Source organism: Paenibacillus sp. EKM10P (genome assembly GCF_011800655.1).
Classification (GTDB): Bacteria; Bacillota; Bacilli; order Paenibacillales; family Paenibacillaceae; genus Paenibacillus; species Paenibacillus polymyxa.
Genome location: NZ_JAALET010000003.1, coordinates 190,487 through 213,414 on the forward strand (window position 1 = coordinate 190,487; position 22,928 = coordinate 213,414).

The window sequence follows — 22,928 nt, forward strand, 5'->3', positions numbered from 1 at the left end:
ACAAAATTCCGCTAAAGATTTGGTATCTAACTCTTAATCAGGAAAAAGGAATACGAATCAAATAAAAAGTCGCCGCCCGGGACAGGCAGCGACTAAGTAAGTTAGTACATGCGGATAACACATATACAATGACCTAATATGTTTGTATATAAACCCTGTTTGCTATACGCCGAGATGCATCCTAAACATTAAAACGGAAATGCATAACGTCTCCGTCCTGAACCACATATTCCTTGCCTTCCAAACGAAGCTGACCACGTTCCTTGGCCCCGTTCATAGATCCAGCAGCGACCAAATCATCATAGGATACAACCTCAGCGCGAATAAATCCGCGTTCAAAATCCGAGTGGATTACGCCCGCAGCGCCAGGTGCTTTTGTTCCTTTGTGAATAGTCCATGCGCGTACTTCCTGCACACCTGCTGTGAAATACGTATACAGTCCCAACAAGCGGTAAGCTGCTTTGATCAGACGGTTCAGACCGGATTCAGCCAGCCCCAGTTCCTCAAGGAACATTGCCTTGTCTTCGCCTTCCAGCTCAGCAATTTCAGCCTCTACTTTAGCGCTGATCGGTACCACTTCAGCATTTTCCGCCACTGCAAATTCACGTACCTTTTGCACATATGGATTGCTGTCAGCTTCCGTTACACCATCTTCGCTGACATTAGCCGCGTACAATACAGGCTTCATTGTAAGCAAATGAAGGTCGCGTATAATCAACTTTTCGTCTTCTGACAATTCTACGCTACGTGCAGGTTTGTCAGCATACAGCGATTCCTTGATCCGTTCCAGTACTTCAACCTCCTGGGCATACTGCTTGTTGCCGCCCTTCATGTTTTTGCGGGAACGTTCAATGCGCTTGTCTACACTTTCGATATCCGCCAGAATCAATTCCAGATTAATCGTCTGAATGTCGCTGATCGGATCAATTTTGCCGTCCACATGGGTAATATTCTCATCTTCAAAGCAGCGTACCACATGAACAATGGCATCTACTTCACGAATATGAGCCAAAAACTTGTTGCCCAAACCCTCGCCTTTGCTGGCACCTCGTACAAGTCCTGCAATATCAACAAATTCAAAAGCCGTTGGTACCGTTTTGTTCGGTACTACCAGTTCAGTCAGCTTATCCAGCCGCTCGTCCGGTACTTCAACGACCCCTACATTAGGGTCAATTGTACAAAATGGATAGTTTGCGGATTCCGCTCCCGCCTGCGTTATTGCGTTAAACAGTGTTGATTTGCCCACGTTCGGCAGACCCACGATCCCCGCTTTTAAAGCCATAATCAGAACAACTCCCGTTTATATAAAATATGCGTTATACCATCTGTTAGTTTACCAACCCACATTATATAGGAGAACCTATACATGCGGCAAGCATATGACTGTGAATTTAGGGTTTTGCCGCATCCCTATTTAGATTTCTTTATTTAGATTTCCTTGCTCATCTGGATATCCGTAACCCGATAACCAGACTTGCGATATACATGTAAAGCCCGCTCATTATGCCCAAATACATGCAGACCGATGCGAACCGCACCCAGCTTCCGAGCTTCTTGTTCCAACGCCTGCATCGTCAACGTACCCAGGCCTTGCCCCTGATATGAATCGTAAACGAGAATATCCAGCAAAAAGGCCTCTTTGCCCTGCGTACCTTCTGTAATATTGAACCAGATATATCCCACTTCCTCTCGGCCCTGACCCGCACTAGCTGAATACTCAAGCATGTACAGGTGAGCATGGGGTGTGTCTAGCCTTTGCGGCAAATATGTTGCAAAGCTCTCCTTTGCCCGTTCCGGTGCCTCTTCCACCGTCCACGTGCCTGCCTGGATTTTCTCCTCCGCATAATCCGCGAGTGAGCGTTGCTCAAAGCGTTCATACTGCTCTGCGTTCATCGGAACCAACTTAATGAATCCACTCATCCGTTCGCCTTCTTTCTTAGTCTGGTCGTGTCTTTAAGACCTTCGATCCCAGCAACTCCGATGCCAAACATGACTGTGCGCAATTCCAGCTCTACTTGCTCCAATCGCGCTTCCAACGCCTCGCTGGAGGTGACCGCCGAGCCAAGCAAAGAGCGACCGAAGCCTGCCATGTCGGCGCCCAAAGCAAGTGCCTTCGCAGCATCGACACCGTTTTTCAGTCCACCGCTACCGATCAGAGTGCCATTAGGCTGAGCTGCTCTAACCTCCACGATACAATCAGCGGTCGAATTGCCCCAATCCGCAAATGCCTCTGCCGCTGCACGGCGTACAGGATCAGGATTACGAAATTTCTCCACCTGGCTCCAGCTTGTCCCGCCCGCACCAGCCAGATCAATAAAAGCGGCGCCTGCATCGTACAATCTCGATGCCGTCTCGCCATCTATGCCCCAGCCTACTTCCTTCACGCCTACAGGCACCGAAAGACGACGACACAACTCTTTGATGCGATCAAGCAGTCCGCTAAAATCCAAATTCCCTTCCGGTTGGAATATCTCCTGCAATCCGTTCAAGTGCAGCACCAACATATCCGCTCCGGCAATTTCCACTGCACGTTGGCAATCGTCCACACCAAATCCGTAGTTGAGCTGCACTGCTCCCAGATTGGCAAGGATCGGGATGCTGGGCGCTAGATGGCGGACCGCAAAGGTTGAAGCCAATTCCTCTTTTTCCACCGCAGCTCGTACAGAGCCGACGCCCAACGCCCAGCCGCGTCTTTCTGCGGTCTCTGCCAATCGCTCATTAATCGCTCCCGTCTCCGCGCTGCCGCCAGTCATAGAACTGATGAGCAGCGGTGTCCGTACAGCGCGTCCCATAAAAGTTGTATCCAGACGCACCTCGTCAAAATGCAGCTCAGGCAAAGCGCAGTGCTTAAAAGCATAGCGCTCCAGTCCGGTGGTGACCCCATGTCCGGCCACATCTTCTTGCAGACAAAGGCGGACATGCTCAATCTTCCGTTCACCTGTCCGTGCGGCAGGTAACAAAGAACCGGATCTGTCTGAGCCGTCAGATAATCCCTTTTTATTTTCTGTATTACTCATCTATGTTCCACCTCATCCAAAGTCACTCTGTTTATTCCATCAGGTTCATGAAGCACAAATAAGACCGTTCCCGAACACGGTAACCGATCTATTTATCGTCTCATATATCAAATATCTAAGCCCTTAAAGCACTATTTTAAGATATTTTCATTGTATCATGGATGGAAAAATATATACATGACTGTGAACATTTTTTCTTGCCTATGGGATGAAAAGCAGCACCTGCTTAAGATGCAGCTTTTCTACAAAATGCCCCTGCGAAAGCGGGACCCCAATCACAGCAGGATAAAGGTCATCACAACCTCCTTTAGCTCTTCATCGAATTAGGTATAGGTGTAATATTTTCTTGTGGCTCCTTCGTCCGCCCATGTCCAAATTTGAAAACGAGAATACCGCCAATAATGACGATTACACCGATCAACTTATTGAAGGTAAACGGAATCTTTTCTAATCCCAGCCATCCTAACGAATCCCACAACAGAGCGGTACCTAATTGTGCCGTCAATACGATGGAAATCGCATAGGTTGGGCCCAGTCGCTTCATTCCTTGCACCAAACAGAACACAACGCCAACACCAATCATGCCACTGAACCAATACCATAGCTGCATATGATGTAAAGCAAATGTATTTTTCCCTTCAAAAATAAGACTCCCGAGCAAGGAAGCCAAGAAGCCCGTTCCCAGTACCAATGTCGTTGTGGCCCATGAACCTGTCCGCTCATTCACCTTATTATTGAATATCGTTTGCAGACTGACCAAAGCACCTGCGATAACTGCCAATATGAGCCCTAATAACATGTTTACCTCTCCCTTGATAGTCCCTTTATTGTGCTGCTCTACTTCAAAGCACTATGATTGCAACGATTCATAAATATTATGGCCTGCCAGTTCACTCAAACCTTTTCTGTCCTTAATGACAATATAGCCTTTTGCCCGTTCAACCAATCCCTCTTCAATCATTTTGCGAATGACACGGTTAAGGTGTCTGTAACTGGTTCCGATCAAATTCGCCACATCCACCAGACTGGATGCCCGTAGTTCCTCATGAAAGGCTGAATTGGATTCGTCAAAAGAAACCGATAGCAGGTAGCTCGCCAGCCTGACTTCCACCGGATACATAAGGTTGAAACTGGAGAAATCAGAGTCTAGACAAAACTTTCGCGTGACAATATCCAATAGAAATTGCAGCAAAGGAGCATAATCTCTGCCGTACTTATTCATCCATTGGTGATGGACACCAATCACATAGATCGGCGACACTGCCTCTACTGTATTGATGACGTGACTATTACGAATATATTCAACATCTCCTATGACCTCGATCGGGGTTTTGAAGCAAAGGATCAGAGTCTTCCCTTCTGTAGAGCTGGTAAAAATTTTGACCTTGCCCTGCACCAGAATATACAGATGTTCAATGGCGTCTCCCTGCGAACAGAGTTTTTCCCCTTGCTCCAAACGATACAGCGACAAATAGGGATGTAGTGGCTCGTAGAGTATGGATTCCAACTGATGCAGATGCAAAAAATACTTTAGCTGCTCTTGATCCTGTATTTCCCTCATTCCTCAGCTCACCTTCAATTCTACGTTCTAAGCTTTTTCTATAATAATGTTTTATTTTAGAGCTTTAGAATAATGACACCCGCGATCATCATACCAATACCTATAAATTGTGGCAGCTTCATCTTTTGCTTCACGATGCCAAACCATCCCTTGATGTCTACCAGAAACGTTAAGCATAACTGAGCAATCAACAGCGCCGAGATCGTGAACGTAACCCCAATATGTTGAATGGCGGTGACTTCACTAAATATAATGATAGCCGCAAAAGCACCACCCCAAAGATACATCGGCTTTACCTGTTTCATTTCAGACACACGGCCATCCTTTGTAAACATCCAAACTAATGCTGCCAAAATAAAACCTATTAGCTGAGTAACGGTAGCCGCCTGCCATGTCCCGATATCCTGGCTAATCCGTGTATTTGCTACCCCCTGTAACGTAATACAAGCGCCTCCCAGAAAAGCAAACAAGATTCCTCTCATAAATCGTTATTCTCCCCATATAAATGACTTTTGTATATATTTAAGTATAGGTCAGCCTGCCTATAAAGGACATATGTCCTCAATTAATAAAACGTTCTTCATTTCATTCCGTTCAGCATTCCGCTTCAATCCTGTGGACTTGCGGTAATAATTAGACAGTATCTATATCATAATCTGCATGTTCGGTCACGATAAAATGGAATGCAGCATTCAATGGAGGAGCTGATCGTCGTATGACTAAACAAAATCCGCTGCATTCTGCGCCGGAATCCCAAAGAAAATTCATGTACAAGGGCCGTGCTCTTAAAATCGCTATTCTGCTGCTTATCCTCTGGCTGATTGCCGTCATGCTGTATCAAACCCATAAACCATTGCCTCCGTTCGTCTCTTATGAGAGTCAGGAGTATTCAACGAATGAGGTAAACTTTTGGACGGATTTGACCTACCCTACCGGGGATGGAAGTACTGTACAACATGAAGGGCAAATTTTGAATCGTATGCTCGGAATCATTGATGAAGCCCAGCAATTTATCGTCATTGACCTGTTTCTGTTCAACGATTATAAACATAAAGGCCAGCACTTCCCCGAAGTTAGCGCACAAATGACTAATCATCTTATCGCCAAAAAGAAAGCTTATCCTGAGATGCCTATCTTTTTCATTACAGATGAAGTCAATACCAACTATAATTCTGCTCCCAATCCTTTGTTGGAGAATATGAAGCAAGTAGGAATTCAGGTCGTACAGACCGATGTAGACCCGTTGCGGGACTCCACGCCTATCTATTCAGCGGTGTGGCGTACCTTTTTCCAGTGGTTCGGGCAGCATGGCACAGGCTGGATTCCCAATCTGATGGCCAGTGACGGACCTGACGTTACGGCTCGCTCTTATTTAAAGCTGTTAAACGTCAAAGCCAATCACCGAAAATTGGTTATCAACGAGCAAACTGCTCTCATTTCTACAGGCAATGTTCACGATGCAAGTGCCTATCATTCCAATGTTGCCCTAGAGGTGAAGGGGCCGATCATCGGAGATATTTTACAAACAGAGCAGGCGGTATTGGACTTCTCGGGCGGAGGGCAACTTCCTGTCTACACACCTCAAGCAAAGCCCCTAGTCCCATCAGGTAAGGACAGCTACCGGATCAAATATCTCACTGAAGGCAAAGTGTATACCTCCATTTTGAATGGCATTAAGCATACGAAGCAAGGTGACAGCATTCATATGGGCATGTTTTATTTAGCTGACCGCAAAGTATTGAATAGCCTGTTGGATGCCTCGGCGCGCGGTGTGAATATCCAATTGCTGCTGGACCCCAATGAAAACGCGTTTGGTCAGGAAAAAATAGGCATACCTAATCGTCCGGTTGCCCAAGAGTTGTCCGATAAATCGGATGGAAACATTCAAATTCGTTGGTATCATACTACCCATGAGCAATTCCATACGAAGCTGATTTATATTGCCAAGGCACAAGGAGAGCATTTGATTTGGGGTGGCTCTACCAATTTGACCCCCCGTAATTTGGATGATTTGAATCTGGAGAATGAACTGTGGGTGGCCGCTCGGGCGGACAGCAAGCTGACCCGACAGGTGGCGGCCTATTTTGATAAGCTGTGGAATAACCGGGGAGCTGAATACAGCCTGGAGCTGGCGGCTTACGAGGATCATTCAACATTTTGGAAAGATATTGTATACCGTCTCCAGGATATTTTGGGCTTTACTACATTTTGACTCTAAGATCTGCTTCCATATCCACAGCTCATCGTTTGTACATTACAGCAGTGGTGAAAGCAGCCGAGCGAGCGATTCCATCAAACGTTTGAACAGACGCTTTTTCATGAATTCCTCACGTACGATCAAGCTGGCATTGTGCAAATCTCGCTCATAGTCGTTCACCATCTGCTGCACACTGTGTGTTTGAATCAACAGAGCGTTCACTTCAAAATTCAAATGGAAGCTGCGCATATCCATATTGGCTGTCCCAATAGTCGCAACTTCCCCGTCAATAATGAGAAGCTTGGAGTGAAGGAACCCTTTTTCATATTCATATACCTTGACTCCCACCTCTAGCAACGATTGGAAGTACGAATGGGATGCGAGAAAAGGCAGCCATTTATCCGGTTTCGCGGGGAACAGAATACGCACATCCAACCCGGATAGAGCAGCCATCCGCAAAGCAGTCAGGATATCTTCATCCGGGATAAAATAAGGAGTGGCAATCCAGACGGATTTTCGAGCGGATGTAATCATGGAGAAAAAGAGATTTTTAAGCACTCTCCGCTCGTTATCTGGACCGCTGGCAATAATCTGTACGCCGCCGTCCGTGATCGGTTCAATATCGGGAGACAGATATTCGCTATCCAGCACCGATTCGCCCGTCATATGAAGCCAATCCTGTAAAAATATAAGTTGCAGCGTCCGCACAGCTTCGCCTTTCACAATCATATGTGTGTCACGCCAAAAGCCGTAGGCTTTATTGCGGCTGAGATACTCATCTCCCACATTTAGGCCACCGATTAATCCAATATTACCGTCGATAACTACAATTTTACGGTGATTACGGTAGTTTACCCGACTGGAGAAGAACAAAATCCGAGCGCCGCCGTATGCAACAACCTCGACTCCTGCATCTTTCATTTCCTTCAAAAATGCCTTCGATAACTGAATACTACCGACTGCATCGTACATAAACCGAACCTTAACACCCGCTTTAGCCTTTTCAATCAAAATTTTCTGAATGCTGGTACCGATATCATCCGAGCGGAAAATGTAATATTCCATATGGATATGATGCTGCGCCTTGCGCAGTTCTTCGAGCAGCGTGGAGAAGGTTTCATCTCCATTATTCAGAATCTGGGTTTCTGTCGCAAAATAAATCGGGGAGCGGGCCAATCTCCGGGCCAGGCGCATTAACTGCTGCTGCTCATCTGTAAAGCAGGTCAGATCTCGTTTGACCCGCAAAGCATCCTTTTCGATACGCTCATACGCCTGTTGGTCACGCAATGCCTTTTTGTCATACTTACGGCGCTTGAATACATTTTGCCCAAATAAAAAATAAAGAGGAAGTCCAACGACTGGCAACAACGCCAGCAGCAAAATCCATGACATGGTGGTGGAAGGATTACGATTCTCCGTGAAAATAATCAGACTTATGGAAATAACCGTCAAGGTAGAGAAAATACTGATGACAGTTCCTTCATTTTTACCGATGTAATTAAACAAGCCAAAATAATAAATAATAAACACCATAGCCGCGATCAATACGGCCAGTAAGCTTCGCCTCATAACTAACCTCACTTCCAATGGACTGCATTTGAACAGGTATTCCTCATTATATTGTACATGAGCCCCTTATTTCTTCCCACTTTTTTATTTAAATGTTGAATAAAAAAATCCAGAGTACATAATGAAATGTCGATGGGTTGACACTTACTTTTTTTCATGTGAAAATAAACTAACGAACGTTAGGTAGGTGATGATAATGGGAATGGAAGAGATTCGAAAGGCCGCTCTTTTCCAATTTGCCGCCAATGGGTATGAGGGAGCATCCTTGAGCAGTATTGCCGCCGAGGTTGGAATCCGAAAACCGTCTATATATGCGCATTTTCAGGGTAAGGAGGATTTGTTTTTGCAGGTGGCAAGTTACGCGTTTCAAGAGCAGAATTTACGTATTTTTGAATACTTTACGGAACGCAAAGAACAGTCGCTGGAGCATACACTGCATAATTTCTTGTTCTGGATGGAACAGGAATATGAGGGCAACAACTCAGCCAAGTTTATGCTTCGTTTTTCCTTTTTTCCGCCTGTATCTTTATATAACGAGGTACTGAATATTGTGAATCCTTTTCTGGAACAAATGGAGCGAAAATTAACTCGTCGCCTCCGAAATGTACGGGATCGGGAACCCTTTGGACATATGAAGCCAGCGGATGTGGCCTTAGCCTACATGACGCTGGTGGATGGAATCATGGTAGAGCTGCTGTACAGCGGAAGCACCAACTACCACCGAAGGCTAAACGCTGCATGGCCTATTTTTTGGCGTGGAATTACGTTAACTTCACCTCGTGAAAGGTGAAGTTAATGTAATTGTAAAATTATACTGAATTGAGGAGAAATTCATCATGAATCGCAGTTGGATTTACGTTTTTGTTGGAGGCCTGATTGAGGTCGTATGGGTATCAGGCTTGAAGCATGCAGATTCTGTACTCACCTGGGCTGTAACTGTGCTGGCTGTGGTGGCCAGCTTTTATTTAATCATGAAGGCTGCAAAGCGTCTGCCTGTAGGCACGGTGTATGCTGTATTTACCGGACTGGGGACAGGGGGAACCGTCGTAGGTGAAATGCTGCTTTTCGGGGAACCGTTTCAATGGTCCAAAACGCTGCTAATCGCCCTTTTGCTAGCAGGTGTGATCGGCTTGAAGTTAGTTACCGATCGTGATGCTCAGGAAGGGAGTGGTGCATAATGGCTTGGATTGCATTGGTTATCGCGGGCTGCTCGGAAGTGCTTGGAGTCATCGGCATGAAGGGAGTTACGGTCGGTAAAGGGTGGAAGGCTTTAGCACTTATGATTTTATCCTTTATTCTTAGCTTCTCTCTGCTCAGCTTCGCCATGAAAAGTTTGCCGATGGGAACTTCTTATGCCGTATGGACAGGCATTGGAACCGTCGGCAGTACGATTACAGGCATGTTCTTGTATGGTGAGCAAAAAAGCGTACTGCGTGTTTTATTCATCGCCATGATTCTTGCCGCAGCATTGGGCTTAAAGCTGATTTCTTAAAGGAGTGATGCCTTGTGATTACCACCGTAACGCTTAACGCAGCAGTGGATAAAATCTACACGGTTGCAGGTTTTGGACTGAATGCCGTCCACCGCATTGAAGGGGGCTTAACGGTACCAGGCGGCAAGGGCGTGAATGCCGCTCGTGTCATTCGCACGCTAGGTCAGCCTGTACGGGCGACCGGGTTTGTAGCTGGACATACCGGACGGCTGCTCATCGACGGGTTGAGCGCGGAGGGCGTAAGCGCCGATTTCATCGAAACGGCATACGGGGAAACCCGTCTCGCCATAACCGTGCTCGACCCGGCTGCCCGCACGCAGACCGAGCTGATTGAGAGCGGCCCGACCGTTGGGCCGCTTGAACTAGCCGCACTGCGGCGCAAAATCGCGACCCTTGCCGAGGATTCGGCTTGGGTCGTTCTCTCCGGCAGCCTGCCACCCGGCTGCCCGTCCGATCTGTATGCCGAGCTGTGCACGCTGGCAAAGGAACGCGGCGCGCGCGTGGCGCTGGACGCGAGCGGCGAAGCGCTGCGCTTGGGGCTGCGCGGGAAGCCCGACCTCGTAAAGCCTAACGAGGAAGAGGCCGCCCGCTTCGCGGGGATCGACGCCACGCGCCCAGATGCCGCTGAAGCGGCGGCATCACAGCTGCTGGAAGCCGGAGCTCAGTTGGCAGTCATCTCGCTCGGCGCACGCGGGGCGCTAGCGGTAACGCGCGATGCACGCTACCGCGTAAGCCTGCCGGACGCGGACATTGTCAGCGCGCTCGGCAGCGGTGACGCCATGGTCGCCGGGCTGGTTAGCGGCGCGGTGGCGGGGCTGGAGCTCCCTGCCATGCTACGGCAGGGAGCGGCCTGCGGCACGGCGGCTGCTCTGCACGCCATGGCTGGCAAGATCGAGCTTCAGGACGTGGAATGTCTGAAGCAAGGAATTACGGTGACGCTGGTGTAATTCAGCGTCACTTTTTTTTATTTCATCCAATTATTTGCTTAATTTAATGTTACGAATAATAGCTTTCTGAATGATTTATGCTCCAAATATGCGTTGCCGGATGACTTACAACAAAACTCTGTTTTCCAGTATATTTTTCATACAAATATGCGATTTCGAAGGTCCCAGCTTGACTAGCGAATCCTGAAACTCTGCAATTTCCTCTACAGACGCGCTTTGTACCTTAATGAGATAATTAAATTCCCCGCTGATGCGAAACAAATCGGTAACCTCCTTCGCCTCCTTACAAAAATCAATCAGCTCTTGGCAATGTTCTGTCTTGACCAGAATAAACGTTGTTGTCCCTCGATTCAGTTCCCGTAAATTAAATACAGCATTATATCCAGAAATAATCCCTCGTTCTTCGAGCTTGGTCATTCTTTCTTTAACGGACGGTTGTGACATCGAAATTTCTTTGCTGATTTGGGAAATCGTTATTCGCGCATCATGCTGTAACAATTTCATGATTTTGTAGTCTATCTCGTCTATGTGATGCTGCATATCAAGTACCTCCTGATTCGAATTTAAAAAGTAACGTTTTTCATCTAAAATATCTTCGGTTTCATAACCAATATAGTATAAAAAGCTTATTTTAAATATATATGTAGCACATAATTATTCATATAATAAGGTTTACTTACATATAAGGAGGATCTGAAATGAGTGTGAAGGGACTAGCTCATGTGGCCATCCAAGCCCGTGATTATCAAGCAACCATTGCATTTTATACCGAAGTACTGGGATTTAAAAGAGGACATCACTGGAGTCTTCCATCCTTTCGGATTCAAGAAGCTTCCATGCTGATCTCACCTGACCAAAGAACCTGTCTCGAGATCTTTGATAACGATGCCGTCATTCCTGCCCAAGGGAAAAAGGCTGCATCCGAGCAGGACATTGCTCATGGGGCTTTATTACACCTCGCATTTTACGTAGACAATGTGGATGAAATATACCAAAAAGCCCTTGTCCACGGAGCAAGAACCTTTGTGGAACCCAATCAGCTTACACTTGGCGAACCACCTCTAGTTGTAACCAATGCATTAGTCCACAGCCCTAATGGTGAAGTTATCGAATTTATCGAAGATGTTGATTTTGACATGTCCCAATCGAGCAAGAAGTAATCCGCACAGCTATTAAAAAGATCCACTTCCCAGGGAAGCGGATCTTTTTTTATACTCCATTCATCTCCACCTTATTCTCTATGGAAAAATTAAGCTATTCCTAAGTATATCCGATATATTGTTTATCACTTGGTTTGAAGGAGTAGATTATCATTTCAATTGATTTCAATGTGTACTGGTTTCATTTTAGCTCCGATCTGCTCATGCCGTTGTTCAGCTTGATCGGTCTGCTGCTCATCTATTTCGGATTCAGAACGATCCGTCGCCACCGTTATCGTAAACGCCACTGGGTCCGTACCAAAGGGCAAATCGTTGACGCGCATATCGAAGTAGACATAGATGTCGTTCCCTTTGACCGTGATGATCCGGTAGATACCAGCTACACCCGCCGATTAAAGGTACGCTTCTATACCGCTTCAGGTGAAGTCGTGGAATTCTGGAATCCTTATAGTACCAATCTCAGCCTCAACCGGGTTGGCAGCAAGATTAAGGTACTATACAATCCGGCCAACCCTCGGGACGCCCGAATTGCTGGCGGTGTAAATGGTGCAGGCTGTCTGGCCTTTATGTTGTTTTTGATCGGTGTCCCCTTTGCTTTGAGCGGGGTATTCGCTTTATTGAAATTTTTCTTCTAACAAGGCTTGGGTCACATACTAGTCATAAAAGTTATCGCCATATAAATAGCCAGACCCAAAATAATCAGTGCCGATATTTTGTTGAGCATAGTACCAAACTTTCCTTCTGAATCCATACGTCCTACAAGCCGGCCCGCCGTTGCCAGACCCACAAACCATATCCACGATACTGACACGGCAGCCAGACCGAAGGCCCAACGTTCCCCGCCGTTATATTGAAGGGAGCTGGTTCCAATTACACCAACCGTGTCAAGTATGGCATGTGGATTCAGTAGCGATACCGAGGCAGCAAAAATCATCTGGCGTTTCGGCAGCATCGGCTGGCTTTCTCCCGAGGAAGCAGCCTTGGACCTCCAAAGAGTCCAAGCCATATACAGCAAAAACAAACAGCCCGCCGCATAAAGCACATTCGTGAGCCATAGAAATTGCTGCAAAACAAGGGATACACCCCCAACAGCAAGCGTGATCAGAATGGTGTCACAGATACCCGCTGTAATGACCGCAGGCAAGGCATTGCGAAACCGCGACTGGGACGCCCCCTGATTAAACACAAATACATTTTGTACCCCTAAAGGCAAAATCAATCCCAATGCCAATAAAACGGCATGAATAATAGCTTCCAGCATGTTATGTACTCCCCCAAATTCATTGCTTAATATTCTCTAAATGCTTCTAATCCTTCCGGAACTGCTCTAACACAAGCTTGTAATCCTGAGGTTTGTTCATGTTGAACACGGCATTGTGCCACATATTCTCTGTCACTCCCGGCATGTCCTCTATAGTGGCATAACGAACATTCAACGTTTCCAACCATTCGGTGAGACGGAGCCGTTTATTCCGCAAACGTTCCTCAGCAGATGGCAGTATGCTCCGATGATACACTCCCAGCAAAGGATGCATACGTCCAGCCACAGAAGCAATTACCGCTTGCAGTGGTGATTCCGCTGCTTCTTTGGGTGCCGCCCACTTTTCAGTTAAAACGAGCAAGGCTTGCAGCACTTCCAGCTGTACAAAAGGCATATCACAGGCCACGACTATTCCCCATTCGGTAGTAGATGCAGATAAGCCTGCATGAATACCACTCAAGGGTCCCATACCCGGATAGATATCAGATATAGTCTCAATACCGCTCAGTCCATATTCTTGATCGTCACGAGTGACTACTACCACCCGTTGGACCGCCTGCTGTAAGGTAATAAATGTCCGTTCAAGCATAGTAGCTCCCTCAATCTCAAGCAGGGCCTTATCCTGTCCCATTCGGCTGGAACGTCCTCCTGCGATGATAATACCAGTCACTTCCACGGAAAACTCCTCCTTTTTTTCTAAAAACAATCACAAATATGCATATGGAATTTTGGACAAAATTGAAATTTACATAATTGTAATTTTATTGGTTTGTTAACCCTTTCAACACATGATACATTGGAATAAAGAACATTCCCACAGATCGACATCGGTGCGTAGTTCTCTATCGGGCTAAGAAAGGAATGGCTTGTCTTGCAAAAGAGAGAAATTCAAGAGACTCCCCTATATTCCCTAAAGCTATATAACTTTTTTCTATATGGAGCTATGGTCATTTTCTCCAGCTTCTTTCCGTTGTATCTACAAGATATCGGCATGGACAAGCTGGAAATCGGGAGTCTGATGGCCATCGGACCTTTTGTATCTGTATTCGCGAATCCTTTCTGGGGATATACAAGCGACCGCAGCCGAAATCTCCGACGTATCCTACTATTTATGATTATAGGTACACTGTTACTGCTCCAAGCTTTATTTCATGTTCACACGTATGTCATGATTTATGTGTCGATGATTGGCTTTTACTTTTTTCAAAGCCCGTTATTTGCCCAAAGCAATACCCTGATTCTCAGTTATATTGAGGGCACGGACCGGAAATTTGGTTCATTTCGCATATGGGGTTCCTTCGGTTGGGCTGTGACTGCGGCAGTTGCCGGCATCGTTGTTGACCACACAGGAGTATCCAGTATATCGACTATCTTTACGATACTTCTTCTGGCTGCATTGATCTGCACTTTGGCAATTCCACCACTGAAAAGCACTGTGGAGACGGCAACCATTCATTTGCGTGGCTTTGGCAGTATTATATTAAACGGATATTTCATATCCTTCATTTTGTTAGGCATCCTTGTATCAATTCCTAATTCAATCAACGGCGCCTTTATGTCCTTGTACATCACCGAACTGGGTGGGTCCAAGCTGATGCTTGGTTTTGCCGTTTTTATGTCATCGGTATTCGAAATTATTGTCTTTTTACTGTTTGATCGCTTCTTGAGGAAAAAAATGACCGTGATGGTCGGCTGTTTGGCACTCGTCAGTTTGCTGTTTGCCTTACGTTGGGAACTCATGGCGCTGGCTACAGACCCGATCCAGATTGTGTTCATTCAGGCACTTCATTGTGTCACCTTCGGTGGATATTTCTATGTAGGCACCCAGTTAACCGTCCTGTTCACTCCTGCAGCATACCGATCATCCGGACAGGCCGTATATACCTTGACTTGGAGTGGTATATCCGGTATCGTAGCAGGTTTTGCTGGCGGTTGGCTATTCCAGAACTTCGGCGGTGAAATGATGTACCATGCAGGTGTCTTCTTCGCCCTGCTGGGCTCTGCGGGATTCGCTATCATGTGGTATATGCTGTACAAGAACGGCTACCAGCCAGGGCATGGCGGCGAGCACAAACCAGGCGAGCATAAACCAATAGAAGAAGCACCACAACGACAATAGAGTGTCTTCAAGTCAATGGACATGTTCTGAAGAACGGTTGTGCGTAAAATAAAGGAGTCTGCCGTTGGCAGACTCCTTTTTCACTTGGTCGCATGAAGCAACCATCCGTCCCACTGTTTCCAACGTCTTATTGCTTAGGCAATTGGAAAGAGCTTTTCAATGATACCACACGGTTAAATACAGGCTCACCCGGTTTGGAAAGCTTCGGATCTACACTGAAATAACCATGACGGAAAAATTGGAACTTGTCCTGCGATTGTGCTTCTTTCATATTCCGCTCCACATAGCCATGAGCAATTTCCAAAGAGTTCGGATTTAATTGATCAAGGAATGTTTTTTCCGATCCATCCTCTTCCAGCACCTCTGGTTCCTCTGCGTTAATCAATGGCTCATACAAACGGAATTCAGCCGGAACAGCCTGAGTAGCCTCAACCCAATGGATTGTACCTTTCACTTTACGTCCCGTAAAGCCCGATCCACTCTTGGTTTCTATATCATAGGTACAGTGAATCTCCGTTACATGACCGTCCGCATCCTTAATGACATCGTTGCATTTAATGAAGTAAGCATGTTTGAGACGCACCTCATTACCAGGGAACAAACGGAAGTATTTGCTCGGCGGATTCTCCATGAAATCCTCACGCTCAATATAAATCTCACGAGAAAACGGAATTTGGCGTGTTCCAAGCTCCGGATTTTCTGTATTGTTCTCCGCCTCCAGCATTTCCACTTGTCCTTCAGGATAGTTCGTAATGACCACCTTCAACGGATCTATAACTGCCATCGTACGAGGAGCCTTAAGCTTCAAATCCTCACGTGCAAAATGCTCCAGCACCTGCAAATCAATGACTCCGTAGGCTTTGGAAATGCCTGTCTCATATACGAAGCTGCGAATGGCCTCTGGCGTATAGCCGCGACGACGCAAACCGGAAATGGTCGGCATCCGTGGATCATCCCAACCGTCTACGTGTTTTTCATCAACCAGGAGCTTGAGCTTACGTTTGCTGGTTACCGTTTGAGCTAGATTTAGCCGTCCAAATTCGTATTGATGAGGTACGTTTTCCATCTCGCATTCAGCTACAACCCAATCGTACAGTGGGCGTTGATCTTCGAACTCCAGCGAGCACAGCGAATGCGTTACGCCCTCAATTGCATCTTCCAGCGGATGAGCATAGGAATACATCGGATAGATGCACCAGGTATCGCCTGTATTGTGATGGGCCGTGTGTGAAATGCGGTAAATAACTGGGTCACGCAAATTGATGTTTGGCGAAGCCATATCAATCTTGGCACGCAGCACCTTCTCACCATTCTGGTATTTGCCTGCACGCATCTCTTCAAACAGCTTCAGATTGTCTTCCACACTGCGATCCCGATAGGGGCTGTTTTGTCCCGGTTCTGTCAGTGTTCCGCGCGTTTCACGGATTTGGTCCGCACTTTGGTCATCTACGTAGGCTTTCCCCTTTTGGATCAGCAGGATAGCACGCTTGTACATCTCTTCAAAGTAATTGGAAGCAAAATGTTTTTCTTCCCATTCATAACCAAGCCACTTCACGTCCTCCTGAATGGAGTTCACGTATTCCGTGTCTTCCTTCGCCGGATTGGTGTCATCAAAACGCAGGTTCGTGCGTCCTCCGAATTCATCTCCCAACGAGAAATTGATCCAGATGGCTTTAGCATGTCCAATATGCAAATATCCGTTGGGTTCAGGTGGAAAGCGTGTAACAACCTCCTTGACCTTACCCGTACGTAAATCCTCTTCAATAACATTTTTAATAAAATTGGGGGGAGTAATCGGCTTCTCCACACTAATCAACCTTTCTTCCGTATAATCTGTATACAACCTGTTCCCTTAAATATACCCTTTCACACCGCATAACTCAATAAAATGAAAATCGGGATGCTCTCTTCAGCAAAAAAAGATGCAAGTTATGAAAAAGAGTTAACATTTTCGGCAAATAAATTCGTTATAGTGTATATATCTTTTATTTTACCGGAAAAGGAGACCCACCCGTGTTTAAGCTGTTGATCGTCATCCTGCTGTCTATGCTACTGTCCTCTTCCGTTATGACTACCGATCATCCTTCTTCAAGCATGGTGACCGAAACTGCATTATCTCATCCGCTGGCCAGCGCGCCAGAAGACTCATCTGTCCGCTTATATGCCGTGAGCCCGTCTCAGGGGCTCTTTCATTCAGCCGTACTGGAAATTGGCCAGCAGCGCCGCACATTCCAGTGGTCGGGCTCGGCGGATATTTCCACCGCACCACAGTTATTTTACAGAGATGTAAACGAAGACGGGATCCGTGAAGCCGTTGTCATTCTCACGCGTGCCTCGGGAACGGGTGTGGAATTGCAGGAGTTGCATATTGTTAACGTACAAACAATGGAGGAATATGCCATTGAATCAGCAGCAAATGCTATATCCCAGCGAGTACACAGCTCCGTGGAGCTGCGTGACCACAACCGCCAGGTACATATCGCTGTTATGATTGACGGTACTACACACACGATGGACCTCAAAGCGTCTGTATTTTACGATGATCCAGCCCAGTTTACAAAGCATCTCGATTTTAGCTCTGTTGTAATGTATGACGCCGAACAATTCCCACTCCATGCCACTCTATCCGGTAGCGTATCGCCAAGCGAATTTGTAGGGGATTTGGATCTGAAATATGTATACGAGCAGGGGCGGTTCCGGGTGGGACCTATAAAATTTGAAGCTTCCTCTCCCTTTTGACGACTCTCGCAGAATAAGGTAGCATGGGATTAAATGCTAGACTGGCTGGTTTAGCGATTTTCCGAGTGAAAGAGGGGATTAATCATGTTTACATATGCGTTGGACGAACGCACAGTCCTTCGGCCGCTCACCAAGGAGCATGTGCAGCCTCTGTTTGAGCTGATCGAAATGTCCCGTGACCGTCTGCGTCAATGGCTTCCATGGGTAGACTCCACCACGGAAATCAGCCATACAGAGCAGTTCGTGCAAGGCGCCTTGAAACAAGCCGCAGAGAACGGTAGCCTGACCGCTGGAATTTGGATAGACAACGAGCTTGCTGGCATCATCAGCTACCATGAGATCAATTGGGCTCACCGTTCGGTTAGCATCGGATACTGGCTTGGGCACGGTTACGAAGGACAGGGTCTCATGACCAGTGCCTGCCGCGTATTCGTCGAATATGCGTTGATGGAGTTGGACTTGCATCGGGTCGAAATCCGTTGTGCAACGACAAACCGCCGCAGCCGCGGTATTCCAGAACGACTGGGCTTTGTGCTCGAAGGCATTGTACGCGAAGCTGAGTTGCTGCCAGATGGCTATATGAACCACGCAGTGTATGGTATGCTCCAGAATGAATGGAAGCAACTTCGATAGCCTTGTACTGCACAACAACGCCGCAGGCCTGATCAGGTCTGCGGCGTTGTTGATTATGAGCTGGACATTACAACCGAATGTTGCTGCCTGTCTGTATCCTCCGGTCTATTTTAAGAAATAGGCCATTAGAACATCATCCACAAATTGACCTGCGATATAAAACTCCTCATGCAGTCGCCCTTCAATTGCAAAACCACATTTTTCATAAAACATAAGGGCTTCCGTGTTACAGGAGAGTACACGCAAACTTAACTTGCGTATGCCCTCCGCAGCCGCAATCTCCTTCATGGAGTTCATGAGCGCCGTCCCAATACCTTTGCGATGATAGTCTGGACGCACAGCTATATTTATTTCGAGTACATGACAATTACTAGCCAACAGCGTTGGAGGACGAAATCCAATATACCCGCAGAGCACTTCCTGTTCGATGGCGACCAGTTGAGAGCCTGGAGGCGTATTGCGCAGAAACTCTCCGCGCGACTTCCATGACAGCGAAGCAGGAGCCGTGCGTTCATTCCATACCAATTCATCCAGCGCAATCAGATCAGGAGCATCCTTCATCTCCGAATGACGTATCGTCAAGGGTTGACTTGTAAACAATTCCTTTCAATCCTTCCTGTGAAGGCTTTCCTGAGCAATAACTGCAACCATTCGTCACTTATTGTACCATAATCGCAGCTCATTACTGAACTTTTATTAGGACTTAAGAACTGGGAACGTCCACCTTGGAAGAAGTATCAAAATCACCCATATTGTGACGGTAACGATTCAACCAGCTATGCAGGACGAAAAATAGAATCGACAACACCGCTACGCCCGCTGCCAGCCAAAGTGTAGGAGGTAACCCACCGCCATCATACAACTTCCCCATAAAATAAGGTCCCATCACCCGTCCGGCTGCACCAATGCCCCCCACAAGTCCAATGTAAAAGGGTGCGCCCCGACCTCCATGATCAGACAGGAATGCTGGAACCGCAGGTGCAATCAGCATTTCTCCCAGAGTCGCCAGTACCATAGCGAATATCATCCCAGTATAGTTCTGTGTGCCCAGTATGACAATATAAGCTGCCAAATAAAATCCTCCAGCCCATGTCATTTGCGCAGAAGCGTGATGAGCGTACAGCCGTTTGATCCAGAAAATAATAGGTTGTGCGGCAAAAATGAGAATACCATTCAACGTCCATAATAATCCATACATCGTTTTAGGCAAGCCCTGTTCAATAATATGGGGAGAGACTCCCGTATTCCAGATCGAATTGCCGAACCATAAAAAAAGCGAGCCTAACCCCACAAAGAGATACAGCCTGGTATCACGAAACAGCAACCGAGCGGGTATTTCTTCTTTTTTCATCACAGACTTGCTGAGCTGAACTTCTCCCTCTTCCCGATCTACCCTGCTTAGATAAGACCAGAAGAATCCAGCAAATACCGCAGAAGTCACCCCGTTCATCACAAAGCTGAGCTGATAGGAAAGGTCGGCCAGAACGCCGCTCAGTCCCGTTCCGAGTGCCACCCCAATATTGTTCGCGACATAAATGATATTAAACAGCTCTCCACGCCGGTCAGCAAAACGAAAACCTACAAAGGCCTGAATCGCAGGCACAGATACCACATTAAAAAAGCCGATAAAGCCCATCATGATGACAAAAGCCACCCAATGACCACTGGTAAATGGAAGCGAGAGAAGTCCCAACGCATTCATGGCCAGTGAGCCGACAATCAGTTGCTTGGCTCCAATACGATGATAAAGGGCCCCGCCCAGCACTTGACCAAAAATTCCGCCTAAAGACTGCACTAAAATTGCAATTCCCGCGTCTTCCATACTACGGTTCAGTTCGTCAAATACATACATGCTAACGAGCGGCCACATGAGGGAACTTCCGGCGGAATTAATCAGGCTGGCAATGAGAAATACTTTTACTTCTTTCGGATAAGACTCCAACCATTTCATATGTTTTGCTTCTCCTTTTGCACCTGGCGCCATGAAAGGCAGTTTCTCATTGGCGCTTCACATTCACCACCGTTGAGAAAAAAGTAGCCCCCTGCCCCATATCCGACAGCCGGTCAGAGGTTAACGCATTGGCGCGCTGTCTGCGTCCTTTGCCTTTCCACCATAATCCTTGGCTAATCACCGTGCCGGGCAGCATCAGATCGGTGACCTTGGCTTTCAATTCATACATTCCCCTGTCATTCCAGACGGTAACCAGGTCACCATCTGCGATGTCTCTTGCCTGAGCATCCTCCGGGTGAATTTGCAGCAAGGGCTCCCGTTCCAAGCGCTGATGTTTGGGCAAATTAGCAAATGTAGAATTCAAAAAATTATGGTTTGGCGGTGAAACAAACATCAATGGAAAACGATCATCCGCTTGCGGCCGATGCTCTCCGTCATACCCTTCGACCAGCGGTACATAGGAGGGCAATGCAGGCAGACCTGCTTGTTTCATCTTTTCCGAATACAACTCTATCTTGCCTGAAGGCGTAGTTAAACGCTCCAAATAAGTAGCCTTTGGCGTCATATCGAGCTTTACAAAAGGCGACTTTGTTAAGGCATCCAAGGTTACACCATTGAGATAAGGGTTCGTTGGATTATCAAGCGCGCCTGCGATCATATCCTCTTCACTTTCCGTAAAGACAGCTTCATCAAAGCCCATTGCCTGTCCGAGCAGGCTAAATAGCTCATAATTGCTTTTGCTTTCACCTAACGGATCAATAACAGGCTTCTGCATCTGGATATAGTGGTGCCAGTACGATTTGTATAGATCTGTTCCTTCAAAAGAAGACGCAGCAGGCAGCACAATATCTGCATAGCAGGCCGTATCAGTAAGGAACAGGTCATGAACAACCGTAAACAGATCCTCTCGTTCAAATCCCTCCGTTACCCGTTGCGAATCGGGTGCTACAACTACCGGATTACTACAATATACGAATAACGCCTTAATCGGCTGTTCCTTCTGTAGCAGCGCCTCTCCAATCCGGTTCATGTTGATCACCCGGGCATCCGGGTTCTGTCGCAGATCAGGACGCTCCAGATGGGCGCTGTTAATCTTGGCATAAGCGCCATTGGAGCGCGACGCTCCTCCGCCGTGCTTCAACCATTGTCCAGTGAGTGCAGGCAAGCATGTAACTGCGCGTACGTTCATACCGCCATTATCATGGTGCTGAAGCCCATTTCCAATATTGATATAGGCCGCTCGCGCCTTTCCGTACATTTCCGCCAAACGGATAATATCCTCTTTCGGCACGCCGGTAATCCGCGAAACCCGCTCTGGTGTATAGGTCTTAACATGCTCGCGCAGTTCCTCGTGACCTACAGTATAGCGATGTAAAAATTCGTCGTCTGTCAGTCCCTGATCAAACAGTACATGCATAACCCCCAGCGCAAGCGCCGTATCCGTACCCGGATATAATGGAATGAACCAATCCGCCCATTGCGCCGTCCGGTTGCGATGAACATCAATTACGACCACCTTAGCACCTTTTTTACGTGCTTTCTCAGCCAATACGACCTGATGCATGTTGGTGCTTATGACATTTCCACCCCATACAATAATGAGATCTGCATCTTCTGTATCCTCCGGGCTCGTGCCGCCCTTAAACCCCATAACGGATGCCCAGCCTTCATTCCCAGCCACGCTACAAATCGTCTGATCCAGCTGGCTTGAACCCAGTGCATTGAAAAAGCGACGATCCATTCCATCCACACTCAATACGCCCATATTGCCATAAAAGCTGTAGGGGAGTATGGATTCCGGTCCATCCGTACGTATCAGCTCCTTGAACCGACCTGTAATGGTATCGACCGCTTCCTCCCAGCTAATTCGTTCAAATTTCCCTTCCCCTTTGGCACCTACACGCTTCAACGGATAAAGCACCCGATCCGGATCATATACGCGCTCGGTCATATTGCGGACTTTGTTGCATATAGCCCCTTTGGTAATGGGATGATCCGGATTACCAGTCACCTTGACTATCTTTCCATCTTCCTTGTGAAGCAGGAGCCCACACGTATCCGGGCAATCCAACGGGCATACAGCCGGAAAAATACCATTCTGCTGCTCCGTCATCCGCTGTCCTCTTTGTAGATTTTGTTGAAGTGTGGCCTCAAGAGGCGCGCTATTGCGATGATCCATGGTTAAATGCTCCTTTCCGTTACCGTTTCCAAAAATTACACTGTTCTTATCATATCTACAGCTTTGGCCTATGGCAAGAGAAGGATTTTACCACACAGCAGTT

24 protein-coding genes are annotated in these 22,928 nt (G+C 47.0%); 10 read left to right on the top strand and 14 right to left on the bottom strand.

Translation table 11 applies throughout. The annotated features are described in order from the left end of the window. Positions 1-181: 181 nt before the first annotated feature. From ychF to HFE01_RS10245, 6 genes are all read right to left on the bottom strand, one after another. Positions 182-1,282, bottom strand: a complete 1,101-nt coding sequence (ychF, locus tag HFE01_RS10220; RefSeq protein ID WP_013373455.1) for a redox-regulated ATPase YchF — start codon at positions 1,280-1,282, stop codon at positions 182-184. A gap of 146 nt (positions 1,283-1,428) precedes the next feature. After that, the gene (locus tag HFE01_RS10225; protein WP_025675607.1) at positions 1,429-1,920 is read right to left on the bottom strand and encodes a GNAT family N-acetyltransferase; all 492 of its coding nucleotides are present in this window, start codon (positions 1,918-1,920) and stop codon (positions 1,429-1,431) included. Then, a complete protein-coding gene (gene fni, locus HFE01_RS10230; RefSeq protein ID WP_167437857.1) occupies positions 1,917-3,017 on the bottom strand; it encodes a type 2 isopentenyl-diphosphate Delta-isomerase in 1,101 nt (366 codons plus the stop codon). Before fni ends, HFE01_RS10225 begins: the two co-directional genes overlap by 4 nt. A gap of 307 nt (positions 3,018-3,324) precedes the next feature. Next, on the bottom strand, positions 3,325-3,816 hold the full coding sequence (locus HFE01_RS10235; RefSeq protein WP_167437858.1) for a DMT family transporter: 492 nt from the start codon (positions 3,814-3,816) through the stop codon (positions 3,325-3,327). A gap of 51 nt (positions 3,817-3,867) precedes the next feature. Then, positions 3,868-4,578, bottom strand: coding sequence for a Crp/Fnr family transcriptional regulator (locus tag HFE01_RS10240; RefSeq protein ID WP_129550125.1), 711 nt, complete (start codon positions 4,576-4,578; stop codon positions 3,868-3,870). A 56-nt stretch (positions 4,579-4,634) separates the two neighbouring features. After that, positions 4,635-5,060, bottom strand: a complete 426-nt coding sequence (locus HFE01_RS10245) for a DMT family transporter (RefSeq protein WP_167437859.1) — start codon at positions 5,058-5,060, stop codon at positions 4,635-4,637. Positions 5,061-5,293: 233 nt separating this feature from the next. Here HFE01_RS10245 and HFE01_RS10250 point away from each other — a divergent pair, with 233 nt between their 5' ends. Next, positions 5,294-6,790, top strand: a complete 1,497-nt coding sequence (locus HFE01_RS10250) for a phospholipase D family protein (RefSeq protein ID WP_167437860.1) — start codon at positions 5,294-5,296, stop codon at positions 6,788-6,790. A gap of 42 nt (positions 6,791-6,832) precedes the next feature. On the opposite strand, the gene cls is transcribed toward HFE01_RS10250, so the two are convergent. Then, positions 6,833-8,344, bottom strand: a complete 1,512-nt coding sequence (cls, locus tag HFE01_RS10255; protein ID WP_017427147.1) for a cardiolipin synthase — start codon at positions 8,342-8,344, stop codon at positions 6,833-6,835. A 196-nt stretch (positions 8,345-8,540) separates the two neighbouring features. Between cls and HFE01_RS10260 the strand changes: the two genes are divergently transcribed. The 4 genes from HFE01_RS10260 to HFE01_RS10275 are packed head-to-tail and all read left to right on the top strand — an operon-like array spanning position 8,541 to position 10,783. Next, positions 8,541-9,134: a TetR/AcrR family transcriptional regulator gene (locus HFE01_RS10260; protein ID WP_013373463.1), complete on the top strand. Its 594-nt coding sequence runs from the start codon at positions 8,541-8,543 to the stop codon at positions 9,132-9,134. Positions 9,135-9,180: 46 nt separating this feature from the next. Then, a complete protein-coding gene (locus tag HFE01_RS10265; RefSeq protein WP_016822861.1) occupies positions 9,181-9,522 on the top strand; it encodes a DMT family transporter in 342 nt (113 codons plus the stop codon). Continuing rightward, positions 9,522-9,836, top strand: a complete 315-nt coding sequence (locus HFE01_RS10270) for a DMT family transporter (protein WP_016822860.1) — start codon at positions 9,522-9,524, stop codon at positions 9,834-9,836. The genes HFE01_RS10265 and HFE01_RS10270 overlap by 1 nt, the downstream gene beginning before the upstream one ends. Positions 9,837-9,850: 14 nt before the next feature. Next, a complete protein-coding gene (locus HFE01_RS10275; RefSeq protein ID WP_102997515.1) occupies positions 9,851-10,783 on the top strand; it encodes a 1-phosphofructokinase family hexose kinase in 933 nt (310 codons plus the stop codon). Positions 10,784-10,888: 105 nt separating this feature from the next. Here HFE01_RS10275 and HFE01_RS10280 read toward each other — a convergent pair whose 3' ends face one another. After that, positions 10,889-11,323 (bottom strand): Lrp/AsnC family transcriptional regulator, encoded by a 435-nt coding sequence (locus HFE01_RS10280; RefSeq protein ID WP_102997514.1) that lies wholly within the window; start codon positions 11,321-11,323, stop codon positions 10,889-10,891. A 158-nt stretch (positions 11,324-11,481) separates the two neighbouring features. On the opposite strand from HFE01_RS10280, the gene HFE01_RS10285 reads away from it, so the two are divergent. Then, on the top strand, positions 11,482-11,943 hold the full coding sequence (locus tag HFE01_RS10285) for a VOC family protein (protein ID WP_016822857.1): 462 nt from the start codon (positions 11,482-11,484) through the stop codon (positions 11,941-11,943). 170 nt (positions 11,944-12,113) lie between these two features. Then, positions 12,114-12,578, top strand: coding sequence for a DUF3592 domain-containing protein (locus HFE01_RS10290; protein ID WP_016822856.1), 465 nt, complete (start codon positions 12,114-12,116; stop codon positions 12,576-12,578). Positions 12,579-12,589: 11 nt separating this feature from the next. Here the strand turns inward: HFE01_RS10290 and HFE01_RS10295 are convergent, their stop codons facing one another. After that, positions 12,590-13,204 (bottom strand): LysE/ArgO family amino acid transporter, encoded by a 615-nt coding sequence (locus tag HFE01_RS10295; protein ID WP_025366026.1) that lies wholly within the window; start codon positions 13,202-13,204, stop codon positions 12,590-12,592. Between the two features lie 46 nt (positions 13,205-13,250). Next, entirely contained in the window at positions 13,251-13,880 is a 630-nt protein-coding gene (gene mobA, locus HFE01_RS10300; RefSeq protein ID WP_107733808.1) for a molybdenum cofactor guanylyltransferase, read from the bottom strand. Between the two features lie 195 nt (positions 13,881-14,075). On the opposite strand from mobA, the gene HFE01_RS10305 reads away from it, so the two are divergent. After that, positions 14,076-15,323, top strand: coding sequence for an MFS transporter (locus HFE01_RS10305; protein WP_016822853.1), 1,248 nt, complete (start codon positions 14,076-14,078; stop codon positions 15,321-15,323). 127 nt (positions 15,324-15,450) lie between these two features. Here the strand turns inward: HFE01_RS10305 and HFE01_RS10310 are convergent, their stop codons facing one another. Beyond that, positions 15,451-17,130 (bottom strand): glutamine--tRNA ligase/YqeY domain fusion protein, encoded by a 1,680-nt coding sequence (locus HFE01_RS10310; RefSeq protein ID WP_025366028.1) that lies wholly within the window; start codon positions 17,128-17,130, stop codon positions 15,451-15,453. Between the two features lie 206 nt (positions 17,131-17,336). Here HFE01_RS10310 and HFE01_RS10315 point away from each other — a divergent pair, with 206 nt between their 5' ends. Both HFE01_RS10315 and HFE01_RS10320 read left to right on the top strand, forming a co-directional pair. Further along, positions 17,337-18,062, top strand: coding sequence for a copper amine oxidase (locus HFE01_RS10315; RefSeq protein WP_167437861.1), 726 nt, complete (start codon positions 17,337-17,339; stop codon positions 18,060-18,062). Positions 18,063-18,146: 84 nt separating this feature from the next. Continuing rightward, entirely contained in the window at positions 18,147-18,695 is a 549-nt protein-coding gene (locus tag HFE01_RS10320) for a GNAT family N-acetyltransferase (RefSeq protein WP_013373475.1), read from the top strand. A gap of 105 nt (positions 18,696-18,800) precedes the next feature. Here the strand turns inward: HFE01_RS10320 and HFE01_RS10325 are convergent, their stop codons facing one another. The 3 genes from HFE01_RS10325 to HFE01_RS10335 form a co-directional block, all read right to left on the bottom strand. Continuing rightward, positions 18,801-19,295, bottom strand: coding sequence for a GNAT family N-acetyltransferase (locus HFE01_RS10325; protein WP_016822850.1), 495 nt, complete (start codon positions 19,293-19,295; stop codon positions 18,801-18,803). A gap of 103 nt (positions 19,296-19,398) precedes the next feature. Further along, positions 19,399-20,646 (bottom strand): MFS transporter, encoded by a 1,248-nt coding sequence (locus HFE01_RS10330; protein ID WP_019688840.1) that lies wholly within the window; start codon positions 20,644-20,646, stop codon positions 19,399-19,401. A gap of 46 nt (positions 20,647-20,692) precedes the next feature. Further along, the gene (locus tag HFE01_RS10335) at positions 20,693-22,825 is read right to left on the bottom strand and encodes a molybdopterin-containing oxidoreductase family protein (RefSeq protein ID WP_025366030.1); all 2,133 of its coding nucleotides are present in this window, start codon (positions 22,823-22,825) and stop codon (positions 20,693-20,695) included. Positions 22,826-22,928: the final 103 nt, after the last annotated feature.

Excerpts from the sequence above, each read along its gene's own strand:
- HFE01_RS10270 (WP_016822860.1), top strand. The coding sequence starts at position 9,522 with ATGGCTTGGATTGCATTGGTTATCGCGGGCTGCTCGGAAGTGCTTGGA.
- HFE01_RS10250 (WP_167437860.1), top strand. The coding sequence starts at position 5,294 with ATGACTAAACAAAATCCGCTGCATTCTGCGCCGGAATCCCAAAGAAAA.
- HFE01_RS10240 (WP_129550125.1), bottom strand. The coding sequence starts at position 4,578 with ATGAGGGAAATACAGGATCAAGAGCAGCTAAAGTATTTTTTGCATCTG.
- HFE01_RS10335 (WP_025366030.1), bottom strand. The coding sequence starts at position 22,825 with ATGGATCATCGCAATAGCGCGCCTCTTGAGGCCACACTTCAACAAAAT.
- HFE01_RS10225 (WP_025675607.1), bottom strand. The coding sequence starts at position 1,920 with ATGAGTGGATTCATTAAGTTGGTTCCGATGAACGCAGAGCAGTATGAA.
- HFE01_RS10265 (WP_016822861.1), top strand. The coding sequence starts at position 9,181 with ATGAATCGCAGTTGGATTTACGTTTTTGTTGGAGGCCTGATTGAGGTC.
- HFE01_RS10295 (WP_025366026.1), bottom strand. The coding sequence starts at position 13,204 with ATGCTGGAAGCTATTATTCATGCCGTTTTATTGGCATTGGGATTGATT.
- HFE01_RS10235 (WP_167437858.1), bottom strand. The coding sequence starts at position 3,816 with ATGTTATTAGGGCTCATATTGGCAGTTATCGCAGGTGCTTTGGTCAGT.
- ychF (WP_013373455.1), bottom strand. The coding sequence starts at position 1,282 with ATGGCTTTAAAAGCGGGGATCGTGGGTCTGCCGAACGTGGGCAAATCA.
- HFE01_RS10280 (WP_102997514.1), bottom strand. The coding sequence starts at position 11,323 with ATGCAGCATCACATAGACGAGATAGACTACAAAATCATGAAATTGTTA.
- HFE01_RS10260 (WP_013373463.1), top strand. The coding sequence starts at position 8,541 with ATGGGAATGGAAGAGATTCGAAAGGCCGCTCTTTTCCAATTTGCCGCC.
- HFE01_RS10320 (WP_013373475.1), top strand. The coding sequence starts at position 18,147 with ATGTTTACATATGCGTTGGACGAACGCACAGTCCTTCGGCCGCTCACC.
- cls (WP_017427147.1), bottom strand. The coding sequence starts at position 8,344 with ATGAGGCGAAGCTTACTGGCCGTATTGATCGCGGCTATGGTGTTTATT.
- fni (WP_167437857.1), bottom strand. The coding sequence starts at position 3,017 with ATGAGTAATACAGAAAATAAAAAGGGATTATCTGACGGCTCAGACAGA.
- HFE01_RS10285 (WP_016822857.1), top strand. The coding sequence starts at position 11,482 with ATGAGTGTGAAGGGACTAGCTCATGTGGCCATCCAAGCCCGTGATTAT.
- HFE01_RS10245 (WP_167437859.1), bottom strand. The coding sequence starts at position 5,060 with ATGAGAGGAATCTTGTTTGCTTTTCTGGGAGGCGCTTGTATTACGTTA.
- HFE01_RS10330 (WP_019688840.1), bottom strand. The coding sequence starts at position 20,646 with ATGAAATGGTTGGAGTCTTATCCGAAAGAAGTAAAAGTATTTCTCATT.